Raw genomic sequence first — 14,240 nt, forward strand, 5'->3', positions numbered from 1 at the left:
CCCGTGCAATCCTGGCATGCATCGCCGGACTTATCTCGCCCAAACAACCAGCATGCATATCTAACGCAAACTGAGCCTTTCGTTTAGAACCAATGGCCTGACCACGCCGATCGGCGCCGACCACCACGCCGCTCCACACGTCCCGACACGGGGCGCCCGTCCGGGGCCGCATGGCGGTGCCGTGACGGCGGGCTAGGTCCCGTCCACGAGATCGCCCAGCGCCCGCCGTTCCTCCTCTGGATCGAGGAACGGTCCCGCGCGCAGGTTCTCGATGGACAAGGTGATCGGATCGGCGGCCTCACCGCTCGCGGGCCGGTATGCGGACGCCCCGGCGTCCGCCGCGTCCTCGTGCCACGTGACCAGCCGCCAGTCGGTCTGGTGGCGCGGCGTGCAGGCCAGGCCGTGTCGGACGGAGCCGGTCCCGATCACCTCGAACTCGCGGCACAGCCGGTGGTCTGCCGTGCGGAAGCTTTGCAGCACCATGGCGGTGCCGTCGCCCGTCGGGACCCCGGCGTAGCTGGGCTGCTCGGAGAGCATCTCCCGGATTTCCGGCCCCGGCTGCGCCATGCGGCGGTCGTCCCTGTCCTGCACGACAACGCCGACGGTCGCGGCGACGCACAGGGCCAGCCCGGCGGCGGCCGCCATCGGCTTCCAGGTCACGCGGGGATAGGCCCGCCGCCGGCGCCGGTCCGATGCAAGGTCGATCACGCCGCCACCGTCCCTGTCCCGCTGCGCAGGGCGGCGCAGCGCCTCGACAAGGTGTTCCGGAACCGTCTCGGACAGCACCGGTTCGAAAGCCCGGCGCGCCAACTCTCCCGCTTCCACCAGCAGCCGGAGACGGCGCGCGGCCTCGGGGTCCGCGCACAGCCGGGCCTCGACCGCTGCCGCCTCCCGCTCGCCCAGTTCACCGTCGGCATAGGCGACCAGGGTTTCGTCTTTCAGGTCTGTGGGGTCGTCGCGACCGGTCGGTACCTTCATCGGTCCAAGCCCTTCTGCTGCGTCAGTTCGGAGCCGAGGGCATCGGCAAGGGCGCCGCGTGCCCGTGCCAGCCGGCTCATCACTGTTCCTATCGGAATCTCGAGGATGCCTGCGGCCTCGCGGTAGCTGCATCCCTCGATGCAGACCAGCGCGAGAACGGCCCGTTGGTCGTCCGGCAGCGCGGCGATCAGCCGCCGCACGCGGTCCAACTCCAGGCGACCCATGGCCGTCGCCTCGCCGTCGTCGCCGGCGACTTCGCCGGCGTCGTCAAGGGACGCGGATGCGGGTCGCACCCGCTCGGCCCGGCACCGGTCGATCCAGACCGTCTGAACGATCCGGAACATCCAGGAGTCAAGGCGCGTGTCGGGCCGCCACTGGTGCAGCCGTCCGAGAGCGCGTTCGCAGGCCGCCTGGACCAAATCGTCCGCCTGGTCCTGGGACCGGGACAGGGCGAGCGCGAAGCGGCGCAGGCGCGGCAACAGGCTGACCAGTTGCTCCCGCACCGCGCTGTCGTCTGAACAGCCTTCGTCCCGCACGTTCGAGGCCCTCCCGGCGTTTCTTCTGACGGACCGACAACGGACCGACCGACCGCCCTATTCCCGGCCCGTGAGGATTTTTCGCACGCGGGCGGCGTCCGGCGTGCGGACGTCGAAATTCTCTGTCGCGTGATCGTGGCGACCGATACTGTTGACGCATTCCAAACGCCGGAGGTGTTTATGCCCGAAGTCCCGGTCTATGACGACCCCACGGCTTCGTCCGCCGAACGCCCGCGGTCCCTGTGCCTCCTGCGCCTGAGCGGCGTCAGCGCGTTGACACTGGCCCTCGTGCTGAGTGCGCCGTCATGGACCAATGATATCTCTGCGCCCGTCTCGTTCGCGCCCCCGCCGGCCCAGGCCGATGATGACGGCGGAGATGACGGCGGGGATAACGGCGGGGATGACGGCGGTGGGGATGACGGTGGTGGGGACAGCGACAGTGGCGGCGGGGACAGCGACAGCGGCGGCGGCGGGGACAGCGACAGCGGCGGCGGCGGGGACAGCGACAGCGGCGGCGGCGGGGACAGCGACGGCGGTGGCGGTGGCGGTGGCGGTGGCGGTGGCGGTGGCGGTGGCGGTGGCGGTGGCGGGGATAGTGACGGATTCGGTGGCAGCGTCGGCGATGACGACCGCGATGACGATGATCGCGATGACGATGATCGCGGCGATGACGACCGCGGCGATGACGACCGCGACGGCGATGACGACCGCGACGACGATGATCGCGACGACGATGATCGCGACGAGACCGAGGAAGACGCGCGAGAGGACGAGGAGGAGGACGGGCTCTTTTCCGGCCTGTTCGGCTTCCTGGGCGGCGATGATTCGGACTCGCCCACTGTCACCGACATCCTCGCCCTCAACGCGTCTCCGGCCCTTGTGGACGCCGCGGACGGAGTCGGACTGGCCCGCCGCACCGTCACCCGGTACGACAACCTCGGATTTTCCGTCACGCGCTTCGCGGTGCGAGGAACGACCCCGGAGACGGCCCTGGGGCGCCTCGCCAACCAGGGCTTCGGCGGCATCGCGCGCAACCAGACCTATCGGCTTGCCGACCGCGGCTGCGTCTCGGCGGCCTGCGTCCCCCACCGACTGGTCGGCTGGGCGACGATCGGCGGTGGCACCTGTGGTCCCGGGGTCCGGATCGGCATGATCGACACCGCCATCAACCCCGAGACCGACGCGCTGAGGACGCAGGACATCCGTGTGCGCAGCTTCATCGGCGAGGACCATCACGGCGCGCCGCCGGACCATGGCACGGCGGTCGCGGGGCTCCTGGTCGGTGCCGCCGGTGGATCGACGCCCGGGTTGATGCCCCGGGCCAGCCTGTCGGTGGCAGAGGTCTTCTTCCTGGACGAAAGCGGCGCGCCGGCAGCTATGGCCACGACGATCCTTGATGCCCTGGACTGGCTGGCGGGCGAGGATCCGTCCGTCATCAACATGAGCCTCGCCGGCCCCGCGAACCCGTTGCTGGCCCAGGCGATCCGGTCCCTGTCGTCGCGGGACATCCTGGTCGTGGCCGCTGCCGGCAACGACGGCCCCGCCGCCGCCCCCGTCTACCCAGCGGCCTATCCGGAGACCATCGCGGTCACTGCGGTGGATGCCAACCTGCGCCCCTATCGGTCCGCCAACAGAGGCGACTACCTGACGCTCGCCGCCCCCGGCGTCGGCATATGGGCGCCGGGAGCCGGCGGCGGCTACACCGCGCGCAGCGGCACCTCGTTCGCCTCCGTGTTCGTCACCGCCGCTGCCGCTGACCTCATCACGCGGACTGGTCTGACCGGGGCGGAGGTCCGCGCGCAACTCGAACGCACCGCCCGGGACCTGGGACCCCGGGGCATCGATGATATTTTCGGGCATGGACTGCTACAGGCGCGACCGGACTGCACCGGCGACTAGGGCCTTTGGACGATTAGGGCGCGGTCACGGCGGCAAACCGAGACGGCCACAAGCATCCACAATTTTATTATTTTTGCCCCGACCGGGAATAGAGCCGGTCCCGCCCCCGTTCTCGACATGTGACGGCCGCAAGGCCCTTTGAGACCGGGAGCCCTCATGAAATACACACCTGTCCTGCTTGCCCTGTTTCTGGGCGGCTGCGTGTCCACCGGCAACAGCCTGCCGGGCACGCTCACCAGCATGTTCCACCCCGATCAACCAGAGACCGTCGCGCTTTCCGCCCCACCGCCCGAGGTCCGCTCGCCGGTCCGGCTGGCCGACATGGCCGTCCGGAGCCTGCGGGACGACGACACGCGCCGCTTCGATGTCAGCGCCTTCGGCAACGGCTACCGGGTGCGCCAGGACAACGGCTGTGTCTGGACCCGGCAGCGCGGCTGGTTCTCGCCGTCCGACAGCTGGGCGAACTGCGGCGAGTCCACGAACTGGCACACCGCCTCGGCGCAGGTGCGGCAGAAGGACCCGCTGTATCCCCTCCGCCTGGGCGCCGAGGGTCGGTACGAGCGCCGGGCCACATCACACACCGGGCGCAGCTACGTTCGGGAGACCATCTGCCGTGTTACCGACGCGGAAGCCGTGGTCCGACCGGCCCGACCGGACACCCCGGCCTGGGTGGTCGCCTGCAACGACGGCAAACGTGTCCGGACCACTTGGTACGCCCCGGGCGAAGGCCCCGTCGCGTTCACCCAAGTCTCGGCGTCCGGATCGCTCGAGGAATCCTGGATCCGGATCAGGTAGGAACCCGCAGGTAGGGACTCACCATGAAACACTTCGCGAGACTTCGCAGCGGAATCGACTGCGCCCCCGTTCTTGACGAGATCGGCTCCCTGGAGAACGCGTGGGACCGCGCGACCGGGCGACAGAGCAAGGTTCGCGTACAACGCGAGGCGCTCTCCATCCCACTGCGCGGGCGCCGGATGTCGGCCGCCGGCGACGTGCCGCCCCGGGACGTGCAGGAGAGCCGGTGGACCACACTTTCCCGCGCGTTCCCGCACACCCGGGCCTTTCTCAAAACCTTCGCGTCCGCTCAGGACGGGGCGCTGGGCCGCGCCAAGCTGGTCTGCCTGCCGCCCGGCCACCGGGGCTACCCGCACATTGACCGGGGGCTCTACTATCTCCCGCGCGACCGCTATCACCTGATCCTGCAATCGCCCCGAGGCTCCTTCCTGCGGGCGGGTGACGAGAGCGTCTGCATGGCGGAAGGCGAGCTCTGGTGGTTCGACAACAAGCAGGAGCACGAATCCGTCAACGACGGCGACTTGGATCGCATTCACCTGATCTTCGATCGCCGCCCGGCCCGCAGCACCTCGACCACCGAGGCGGTCGCCCCGAGCGAAAGGGCGGCATCATGAGGGGCGTGATGATGGTCCGGGATTACGAGATCGACGTGGCCCGTCCCGCGTGCGGATCGCGCCTGGTGTACCGAACCGGGTGCAGACCCCGCGCGCTGCCCTGTTGGATGGCCCTGCCCGCCAATCCGGCACCGGATGCGCCGCCGCTCGTTGCCGTGCACGGCATCCAGCGCGGCGCCCGGGACATGGCGGCATGCCTGATGGCGCGCGCAACCGCCCTGGGCCGCACCGTGATCGCGCCGCTCTTCGGCGAGGCGGAGTGGCCGGCCTTTCAGCAGGTGGTGCGCAAGGGCCGCGCCGATCTGGCGCTTCTGGCGCTGCTCGAGGACCTGCATGTCGAAGGCGTTTGGGACGGCGGTGTGTTTGATCTTTACGGGCATTCAGGCGGTGCCCAGTTCTCCCACCGCTTCGCCATGCTCTACCCGCACCGGGTCCGCCGCCTCACCCTCGGCGCGGCCGGCTGGTACACGGTCCCCGACACGGAACGGTTTCCGCTCGGCCTCGGGCGGCGGCGGGCGCCAACTGAGGATTGGGGGCCGCGCATGGCCGACGGGCTCTCCAGCTTCCTGCGCCTGCCGATCCAGGTTTACGTCGGCGCGCTCGACGGCCAGCCCGACGAGAACACCCGCCGCGGCCCCCTGATCGACAGCCAGCAGGGGACCCATCGGCTCGCGCGAGCGCGGCACTGGTACGGGGCCGTGCGCGAGGCCGCCACCGCGCGCGGCATCGAACCCCGGATGGACCTGATGATCCTGCCCGGCGCCGGTCACGACTTCCTCGACTGCATCCGCAATGGGGCCCTGCTCGAACGGCTTCTTCCCGACCCGTCCGCCGGCGACGGTGGGACAGCCCGCGCTGCGACGGCCTGATGTTACATCAAAGGGATCCAGGATCATGAAGACCGAAAACACCCTGAGCACCGCCATCGGGACCGCCAAGTGGGCCTTCTCCACCCGCCGGGTCCGCCGCGCTGATGTTGCTGGCCTGAGCCGCGCCGTCACCGAAGCCCGCGCCGGCGATCTGGTGCTCGCGCGCATCCACTCCATCGGTTCGCACAGGCGCCTGCAACTGGCGTCCGGACGCCCATCCGAGCTCTACCCGCAGGACCTGGTGGTGGTCGCCTGCGGTGACCGCTACGCGGCGGACCAGTTCGAGGGCATCGCCCGCATCGGGCCGACCGCCGCGGACCTTCTGGCCAGCGGGGGCGTCGCCGGCGAGATGCGGGAGCGCAATGGCCGAACCAGCCCGCCGACCCGGATCACGCCCATGGGCCTGCTGCTGAACGCCCACGACCACCCCGTCAATCTGTCGCACTACGCCGCTGCGCCCGGCGCTGACGGCGCGATGCCTCCGACGCTCGCGGTGGCGGGCGCATCCATGAACGCGGGCAAGACGACAGCCGTCGCCTCGCTCACCAACGGTCTGCGGCGGGCGGGCCACCGGATCGCGACGTTGAAGATCACGGGTACCGCCGCGTTCGGCGACTTCAACAGCTATCTCGACGCCGGTGCCCACTTCGTCGCCGATTTCGTCGACGCCGGTATGGTGTCCACCTATCGCCAGCCCATCGCGCGGATCGAGGCCGCCTTCGACCTGCTTCTGGGGCTGGCTACGGACGCGGGCTGCGACGTCATCCTGACCGAATTCGCCGACGGTATCCTGCAGCAGGAGACCGCCGCCCTGATGCGCAGCGAGGCGGTTCGGTCCCGCATCGGTGGCATCCTCTTCGCCGCCCCGGATGCCCTGTCGGTCGCCGGCGCCTGCCGCACCCTCGACGCCATCGGACTCGAACCGCTGGCGGTCACCGGCCTGCTGACCCAGTCGCCGCTGGCCTCGGCCGAAGCGACGGCGGCGACCGGTCTGTCCGTCTGGACGCGCGACGCCCTGCGCGACCCGGCCTGCGCCACGGCGCTGATGGCCCGCGTGGCCGACGCCATGCCCCGGCGGGACATCGCCGCATGAGCCGCCTTCCGAACCTTCTGGCAGACGGCCGGGGCCGGCAGGTCGGCGTGGTCGCCGCCCTCGCCCTAGCCCAGGCCGTGGCCACGGGGATCGCGGCCTTCGCCACCCGCGATGCCTTCGCCGCCCTGCGGGCCGGGGACAGCGCGCTTCCCTGGTGGCCGCTGCTGGCGATCACTGGCGCGGGAGTGATGGTCGCCGCCGCCCGCATCGCGGAACGCAGCGTCGCCGAGCGCCTGGGACAGGACTATGCGATGGCGCTGCGAGTCCGGCTGTTCGACCACCTGTCCAGAATGGGGGCCGGAGATATCGCCCGGCTGCGCACGGGCGCGCTCAGCATGCGGTTCGTCGGCGACTTGGCGGCAGTGCGGAACTGGCTGAGTCGGGGGCTCACCCGTCTGGTCTCGGCAATCATCGTGCTGCCGGCCAGCGCGGCCATTCTCTACCTGCTCAGCCCGCCCCTGGCGCTGGCCGCCGCCCTCCCCATCGCGGCCGGCTTGCTCCTGATGACGGTGGCGGCGCGGCCGCTCGGCCTGGCGCACCGTCGTCTGCGGGCGCGGCGTGCCCGACTGGCGGCCCGCATGACCGAGCGCCTACCCCATGCGCCGGAGCTGCGTCTTCTGGGCCGACAGGGCATCGAGCGGGATCATCTGCGCAAGCGCGGCCGCGCACTCATGGACGCGGCCGTCCGCCGGACGCGCCTCGCCGAGATGCTGCGCGCGATCCCGGATGCGGTGGCCGGCACGGCCGCGGCGGGCGTGCTGCTGGCCGGATGGGTGCACACCCTGCCGACGCCGGAGATCGCCGCCGGTCTAGCGGTCGTAAGCCTCATGGTTCTGCCGATGCGAGATCTCGGCGGGGTGTGGGATCGCCGCCGGGCATGGTGCGCCGCCCGCGAAAAGTGCGAGACACTGCTGGCGCGCCGACGCCTCGCCTCGGGTCCGCGCAACCGCCTGGACGGGGAACCGGCCCGGCCCCGGTCGATCCGCTTCCAGGACGTGCGACCGGGCGGCCACGCGCCCATCACCGTGACCGCCGAAGCGGGCGAGAAGATCGCCATCCTGGGCGGCAACGGGTCGGGCAAGACCACCCTGTTGCATCTGGCCGCCGGGCTGGAGCACGCCGGGAGCAGCCGCGTGCTGCTGGACGGCGTGCCCGTGTCGTCGCTGGGGGCCGCCGCGCGCCGCCGCGCGCTGATGCTGCTGAGCACCCGGCCGCCGATTCTGGCCGGCAGCCTGCGGCGCGCCCTGACCCTGGGCCTGAACCCGCGCCCTGACGACGCCCGGGTGCTGGCCGTTGCCGAGACCTACGGTCTGTCGGCGGTTGTCGCGCGACCCGGCGGGCTCGACGGCACCCTGGCCGAGGCCGGGCGCAACCTGTCCTGCGGCGAGGCGCAGCGACTCCTGCTGGCTCGCGCCGCGTTGTCGGAGGTCGGCGTGCTGCTGCTCGACGAGCCCGAGACCGGCCTGGACACCGACGGCGAAACGCTGGTCGCCGACCTGATCCGGCGCTCCTCCGCCACCGTGCTGTTCACCACGCACAGCCCGAGTCTCGTGTCCATCGCGGACCGGGTCTGGCGTCTCGATGCCGACGGGCTGGTTGCGTGTGCGCCGGACCCGCACCATGGCCCCGCCCCCGCCCCCGGGCGCCGTGCCGGAGGCTGACGGTGCGGGCACCATCATGCGACCCGGTCGTCCTTCAGGCCTCGGTCCAGGCGATCACTGCGCTGGCGTTCCGCAGTGTGGTGGATGATCCGACGCGGTGTAAGTCTCCGGTGACCCTGCTCCAAAACGGTGGACACCTCCGTTAAGCTCCCTGGGGAGCGGAGAAGTGGACGATGACGAGCAAGACACGACGGACCTTCACGGACGAGTTCAAGCAGGAATCGGTGGCGTTGTTGGAGAGCAGCGGCCGGGCCCCAATCAGTTTGTGGGGGCGCATATCGCGTCCGAGCTGGGCATCCAGCCTTCCATGCTGAGGAACTGGCGCCGACGGTTCGGAGGGCCAGGGGGGACGCCGCGCCCCTCCCAAAGGCAGGCGGCGGCCCCCCTGGCCTGCGATGAACAGGCGAAGGAAATCGCGCGCCTGAAACGTGAAGTGGATCACCTGCGCATGGAGCGGGATATTCTAAAAAAAACTGTCTCCATCATATCGGGTCCAGTGAAATGAAGTTCCGCATCGTTGAAGACTGTCGAGAGGAGTATCCCGTTCGTGTCATCTGCCGCGCGCTCGATGTCTCGGCTTCCGAATACTATGCTTGGCGTGACCGACCCGAAAGTCCACGCAAGGCCGAGAACCGCCGTCTTCTTGGCGATATCCAGCGCCTTCATCACGAGCACTCAGGGCGGTACGGCTCGCCCCGCATCCACATCGCTCTCGGCGAGGAGGGCTGGACCGTCAGCCGGGGGCGGGTGGCGCGCCTGATGCGCCGCCATGGCGTCCAGGCCAAACAACGCCGCGCCTTTCGGCCGTGTACCACGGACAGCAACCACACTCTGCCCGTGGCGCCCAACCTGCTGGACCGGCAGTTCTCGCCTGACGCCCCGGGGCGAGCCTGGGTTGCCGACATCTCGTACATCCCAACTGACGAGGGCTGGCTGTACCTCGCCGTGGTCCTCGACCTGTTCAGTCGCAAGGTGGTCGGCTGGGCGATGCGCGACCACATGCGCACCGAACTGCCGCTGGCGGCCTTGATGATGGCCACCCAGCGCCAAAAGCCTCCGCCTAGCCTGATCCACCATTCCGACCGGGGCAGCCAGTATGCCTCCCATGACTACAGAAAAGCGTTGGAAAACAGTGGCCTGACCCCCTCCATGAGCCGCAAGGCCAACTGCTGGGACAACGCACCCATGGAAAGTTTCTTCGGCACCCTCAAAACCGAACTGGTCAACGGACGCCGATATGCAACCCGCGAGGAGGCCAAACGCGACCTGTTCGCCTACATCGAAGGCTATTACAATCGCCGGCGCCTGCACTCGGCGCTCGGCTACATCACCCCCGAGCAGGCCGAGCTTCGCGCCGCATAACCCGGTGTCCACTTTTTCGGGGCAAGGTCATTTGGAGAGTGCGTTTAAAAGTAGAACTGGCGGAAGGGGTGGGATTCGAACCCACGGTACGGTTGCCCGCACGGCGGTTTTCAAGACCGCTGCAATCGACCACTCTGCCACCCTTCCCAGGCACCCCGCGCGCGGCCCTCCCTTGTGTCCAAGACGGGCGGGCAGGTCAATCCCTGATAGAGGCCCGCGCCCCACCCCCTTCCCTTTCCGGGCGGACCGGCGCAGACTGCCGCCATGCCCGACTTCTCCCTGGAATGCGCCCACACGGGGCTCGTCTGCGGTGTGGACGAGGCCGGACGCGGCCCCCTCGCCGGCCCGCTGGTCGCCGCCGCCGCCGTGCTGGACCGCGACCGGCTGCCCGCGTCCCTGCGGGACGGCCTGGACGATTCCAAGGCCCTGAAGCCCGCCCGGCGCGAAGATTTGCTCGCGGCCATGGAGAACAGCGCCGCCGTGCGCCTGTCCGTCGCGGTGGTGGACGTGGACGAGATCGCGCGCCGCAACATCCTGGGCGCCACCCTGGCCGGCATGGCGCGGGCCGTTGCCGGACTGGGCGCGCCGCCGCCGACCCTGGCGCTGGTGGACGGCAACCGGCCGCCCACCCTGGCCCCGGATCCGCCCTGCGCCGTGCAATGCGTGGTCAAGGGCGACGCCCGCAGCCTGTCCATCGCCGCCGCCTCCATCGCCGCCAAGGTGACGCGGGACCGGATCATGGTGGCCCTGGACGCCCGCCATCCCGGCTATGGCTGGGCGCGCAACATGGGCTACGGCACCGCCGAGCATCTGGCGGCCCTGCGCACCCTGGGCGCCACGCCGCACCACCGGCGCGGGTTCGCCCCCGTGCGGGCCGTTCTGGAGGCGGCGCAGCCCGCCATCCCTGGTGTCTGAGCGTCACCCGCCCCCCACATGCTGACGGCTCACGACTCGGCGGACGGTCTCCCGCATCGCTTCGTCAACATGTTTTAGAGTCCTGATTCAGAACGAAGATTGCGTTCGCGACTCGGGAGGGGTACAACGGGTCCGGGGACACGCCCCGCCCGCCGCCACCTGTCGAGACCCGTCATGCCCTCGCTCAAGACCGACTGCATCTATCAGGGCGCCTGCGCCGAGATCCTGGACCGCCTGCCGGAAAAATCCGTGGATGTGGTGTTCGCCGACCCGCCCTACAACCTCCAACTCGGCGGCGAGTTGCTGCGTCCCAACAACAGCCGGGTGGATGGCGTGGACGACGCCTGGGACCGCTTCCGCGACTTCGCGGAGTACGACGCCTTCACCGAAGCCTGGCTGCGCGCCTGTCATCGGGTGTTGAAGGACACGGGCACACTGTGGGTGATCGGCAGCTACCACAACATCTTCCGCGTGGGGGCCCGGCTGCAGGATCTGGGGTTCTGGGTGCTGAACGACGTCATCTGGCGCAAGACCAACCCCATGCCGAACTTCCGGGGCACGCGCTTCACCAACGCCCATGAAACGCTGGTGTGGTGCTCCAAGGGGCCGGACGCGCGCTATACCTTCAACTACGAGGCCATGAAGGCGCTCAATGACGGGCTGCAGATGCGCTCGGACTGGAGCCTGCCCCTGTGCACCGGGCCGGAGCGCCTGAAGACCGAAACCGGCGAGAAGGTGCATCCCACGCAGAAGCCCGAGGCGCTGCTGCACCGGATCATCCTGGCCAGCTCCAACCCCGGCGACGTGATCCTGGATCCCTTCCTGGGCAGCGGCACCACGGCGGCCGTGGCCAAGCGGCTGGGCCGGCGCTGGATCGGCATCGAGCAGGACCCGGACTACATCGCCGCCGCCCGCGCGCGCATCGCCGCCGTCACGCCGGTGGACGATCCCACCCTGGTGACCACGCCGCGCAAGCGGTCGGAGCCGCGCATTCCCTTCGGCACGGTGGTCGAGCGCGGCCTGCTGCCCCCGGGCACGGTGCTGTCCGATGCCGCCGGCCGCTGGTCGGCGCGGGTGCGGGCCGACGGCACGCTCATCAGCGCGGACCATCGCGGGTCGATCCATCAGGTGGGTGCGGCCGTGCAGGGCGCGCCGGCGTGCAACGGCTGGACCTTCTGGCACATGCGCACGCAGGACACGGACGCCGAGCGGCTGGTGCCCATCGACCTGTTGCGCCAGCGCCTGCGGGCCGAGATGGCGGCCGAAGGCACCGGCACGACGCCGGAAAGCGGCGGAGCCTTGCAGTAGCGCCGTCGCCGCGGCCGTCCCGCGCTATTGGTGGCCTTTTGATGGCGTGGTCCGGGTCCCTCTCGGGTGTCGCGTGTCACGCCGGCCCCCCCTCCCGACCTCGCCCATGAATGGGGGAGAAGTCCCGGTCCACCCGGCGCCAGCCGGACGCCCTCCCCATCGAATGGGGAGGACTGGGGAGGGGGTGTGGCGGGCGCATGCCACCGTCCGGAAACCACGACCCGGGTTCTCCGCGATGCGCCCTATATCTCGGGCTCAGTCGCGCCCGTAGCGGATATAGTCCGTCCAGGTGCGTTCCAGGTGTTCCAGGGTGCCGAACGCGGTGCGCAGGTTCTCGTCCGTCACGTTGTGGCGCTTGAGGTTTTCAACCAGCGCCTGCTGCAACTCGAACACCACCCGCGAAATGTTGAAGCCCTGCTCCGTCAGGCTGAGCCGGGTCGCGCGCCGATCATGCGGGCTGCGTTCCTGGGTCAGGTATCCCAACTCGGTCAACTTCTTGATGTTGTACGACACGTTGGAGCCGTGGTAGTAGCCGCGGTCCCGCAGATCGCGGATCACCACGTCTTCCTGCCCGATGTTGAACAGCAACAGGGCCTGAACGGCATTGATGTCCTCGTTGCCGACCCGTCGCAGTTCCGTGCGCAGCACGTCGAGAAAATGGCGATGCAACCGCTCAACCAGTTGGACGATCGCCGAATAGGACTCGTACACTCCAGCCCCCGTGTTTTGGTCAACTGTGGCCGTGGATGCCCAGCGGGGCGCGGGCATTAAGGCTCCATCGCATTTTCACCGCTTTGCAGGCAATCTTCAAGAAAAACCTTAAGCGGAATAGAGAAGATCAGCCAGAACCATCCGTTTTCACCAATCCTGGACCACTGAAAAGGGGTCAGGCTAACGATCCTCCGGACTCCATGAGCGGGCCCGTGCCCCACCCCAAGCCGTGCACACCGACCCCGCAACACGGACTCGATGACATGGCGACCGGCTAGCCGGGCGGCTCGCCCGATCCCGTCAGGGCCAGATCATCCCGGTGCACCAGTTCGTCCGGCCCCCGGTAGCCCACCGTCGCCTCGATGTCCCCGGTGCGGTGCCCGGCGAGGCGGCGCGCCTCGTCGGACGGATAATTGCACAGGCCGACACCGAGCACCCGGCCGCCCGGGTCGGTGATGCGCACCGGCGCGCCCTTCTGGAAGACGCCATCGACCCGCGTCACGCCGGCCGGCAGCAGGCTCTTGCCGTCCATCAGCGCCCGCACCGCACCCGCATCCAGCCGGAGCGTGCCCTCGGGCTTGAGCGCCCCGGCGATCCAGCGCTTGCGGGCGGCGCGCGGCTCCTGCGCGGGCACGAACCAGGTGCACGGACCGCCGGCCTCCAGCGCGCCCAGCGGCCCCAGCCCCTTGCCGGGCGCGATCACCATGGCGCAGCCCGCATCCATGGCGACACGGGCGGCGATCAGCTTGGTGACCATGCCGCCGGTGCCCATGGACGAGCCGGCCGCGCCCGCCATGGCCTCGATCTCCGGGGTCAGCTCGCGCACCTCGTCCAGGCGCCGCGCGGACGGGTCCACGCGCGGGTCCGCCGTGTACAGGCCATCGATGTCCGACAGCAACACCAGCGCATCCGCCGAGACCATGGCCGCCACCCGCGCGGCCAGCCGGTCGTTGTCGCCGAACCGGATCTCCTGCGTGGTCACGGTGTCGTTCTCGTTCACCACCGGCACCACGCCCAGGGACAGCAGTTGGTCCAGTGTCTTGCGGGCGTTCAGATAGCGGCGTCGGTTCTCGCTGTCGTCCAGGGTCAACAGCACCTGGGCCACGGTGATGTCGTGGTGGGCGAGCGCCTCCTGCCAGGCGTGGGCAAGGCGGATCTGTCCGGCGGCGGCGGCGGCCTGCTTCTCCTCCAGGCGCAAGGCCCGGCCCGAGCCGGTCAGACCAAGCACCCGGCGCCCCACCGCGATCGCGCCCGAGGACACCAGGATCACGTCCTGTCCCCGCCGGCGCAGCAGGGCCACCTCGTCGGTCAGGGCGTCCAGCCAGGTCCGATGGGTCTTGCCGGTGCGGTCGTCCACCAGCAGGGCCGAGCCGATCTTGATGACCAGACGGCGGGCCGTGCGCAAGCGGGCCGTCGGCGGAACCTCCGCCAAGACGTGGGACGGCGCGGATGGAGACACGGAGGGGAAAGCGCCGGTGGCGGGATCGGTCATGGCACGG

The 14,240-nt window shown here is 69.9% G+C and carries 12 protein-coding genes, 1 tRNA gene and 1 pseudogene; 9 read left to right on the forward strand and 5 right to left on the reverse strand.

What is annotated here, in order from left to right:
- Positions 1–192: 192 nt before the first annotated feature.
- Both GHC57_RS02105 and GHC57_RS02110 read right to left on the reverse strand, forming a co-directional pair.
- Positions 193–978, reverse strand: coding sequence for an anti-sigma factor family protein (locus tag GHC57_RS02105; RefSeq protein ID WP_153340668.1), 786 nt, complete (start codon positions 976–978; stop codon positions 193–195).
- Positions 975–1,514, reverse strand: a complete 540-nt coding sequence (locus GHC57_RS02110; protein ID WP_343031078.1) for an RNA polymerase sigma factor — start codon at positions 1,512–1,514, stop codon at positions 975–977. The genes GHC57_RS02105 and GHC57_RS02110 overlap by 4 nt, the downstream gene beginning before the upstream one ends.
- Positions 1,515–1,643: 129 nt before the next feature.
- Here GHC57_RS02110 and GHC57_RS20195 point away from each other — a divergent pair, with 129 nt between their 5' ends.
- From GHC57_RS20195 to GHC57_RS02145, 7 genes and pseudogenes are all read left to right on the forward strand, one after another.
- Positions 1,644–3,413 (forward strand): S8 family serine peptidase, encoded by a 1,770-nt coding sequence (locus GHC57_RS20195; RefSeq protein WP_153340670.1) that lies wholly within the window; start codon positions 1,644–1,646, stop codon positions 3,411–3,413.
- A gap of 156 nt (positions 3,414–3,569) precedes the next feature.
- Positions 3,570–4,208 carry a hypothetical protein gene (locus GHC57_RS02120; RefSeq protein WP_153340672.1) on the forward strand — a complete coding sequence of 213 codons (639 nt, stop codon included), beginning with the start codon at positions 3,570–3,572 and terminating at the stop codon, positions 4,206–4,208.
- A gap of 23 nt (positions 4,209–4,231) precedes the next feature.
- Complete coding sequence (locus tag GHC57_RS02125) at positions 4,232–4,822, forward strand: aspartyl/asparaginyl beta-hydroxylase domain-containing protein (protein WP_153340674.1); 591 nt, start codon at positions 4,232–4,234, stop codon at positions 4,820–4,822.
- A gap of 8 nt (positions 4,823–4,830) precedes the next feature.
- On the forward strand, positions 4,831–5,691 hold the full coding sequence (locus GHC57_RS02130) for a hypothetical protein (protein ID WP_153340676.1): 861 nt from the start codon (positions 4,831–4,833) through the stop codon (positions 5,689–5,691).
- A gap of 25 nt (positions 5,692–5,716) precedes the next feature.
- On the forward strand, positions 5,717–6,784 hold the full coding sequence (locus tag GHC57_RS02135) for a DUF1611 domain-containing protein (protein ID WP_153340678.1): 1,068 nt from the start codon (positions 5,717–5,719) through the stop codon (positions 6,782–6,784).
- Positions 6,781–8,445 carry an ATP-binding cassette domain-containing protein gene (locus GHC57_RS02140; protein WP_153340680.1) on the forward strand — a complete coding sequence of 555 codons (1,665 nt, stop codon included), beginning with the start codon at positions 6,781–6,783 and terminating at the stop codon, positions 8,443–8,445. The genes GHC57_RS02135 and GHC57_RS02140 overlap by 4 nt, the downstream gene beginning before the upstream one ends.
- Positions 8,446–8,618: 173 nt before the next feature.
- Positions 8,619–9,807: pseudogene (locus GHC57_RS02145) on the forward strand (IS3 family transposase).
- Positions 9,808–9,864: 57 nt separating this feature from the next.
- Here GHC57_RS02145 and GHC57_RS02150 read toward each other — a convergent pair.
- Positions 9,865–9,954 (reverse strand) — tRNA-Ser (locus tag GHC57_RS02150).
- A 117-nt stretch (positions 9,955–10,071) separates the two neighbouring features.
- On the opposite strand from GHC57_RS02150, the gene GHC57_RS02155 reads away from it, so the two are divergent.
- Both GHC57_RS02155 and GHC57_RS02160 read left to right on the forward strand, forming a co-directional pair.
- Complete coding sequence (locus GHC57_RS02155) at positions 10,072–10,722, forward strand: ribonuclease HII (RefSeq protein WP_153340682.1); 651 nt, start codon at positions 10,072–10,074, stop codon at positions 10,720–10,722.
- A 174-nt stretch (positions 10,723–10,896) separates the two neighbouring features.
- On the forward strand, positions 10,897–12,030 hold the full coding sequence (locus GHC57_RS02160) for a site-specific DNA-methyltransferase (RefSeq protein ID WP_153340684.1): 1,134 nt from the start codon (positions 10,897–10,899) through the stop codon (positions 12,028–12,030).
- A gap of 255 nt (positions 12,031–12,285) precedes the next feature.
- Here GHC57_RS02160 and GHC57_RS02165 read toward each other — a convergent pair whose 3' ends face one another.
- Both GHC57_RS02165 and proB read right to left on the reverse strand, forming a co-directional pair.
- Positions 12,286–12,741, reverse strand: coding sequence for a MarR family winged helix-turn-helix transcriptional regulator (locus GHC57_RS02165; protein ID WP_343031080.1), 456 nt, complete (start codon positions 12,739–12,741; stop codon positions 12,286–12,288).
- 274 nt (positions 12,742–13,015) lie between these two features.
- Positions 13,016–14,233, reverse strand: a complete 1,218-nt coding sequence (proB, locus tag GHC57_RS02170; protein WP_153340688.1) for a glutamate 5-kinase — start codon at positions 14,231–14,233, stop codon at positions 13,016–13,018.
- Positions 14,234–14,240: the final 7 nt, after the last annotated feature.

Source organism: Roseospira navarrensis (assembly GCF_009601025.1).
Classification (GTDB): Bacteria; Pseudomonadota; Alphaproteobacteria; order Rhodospirillales; family Rhodospirillaceae; genus Rhodospira; species Rhodospira navarrensis.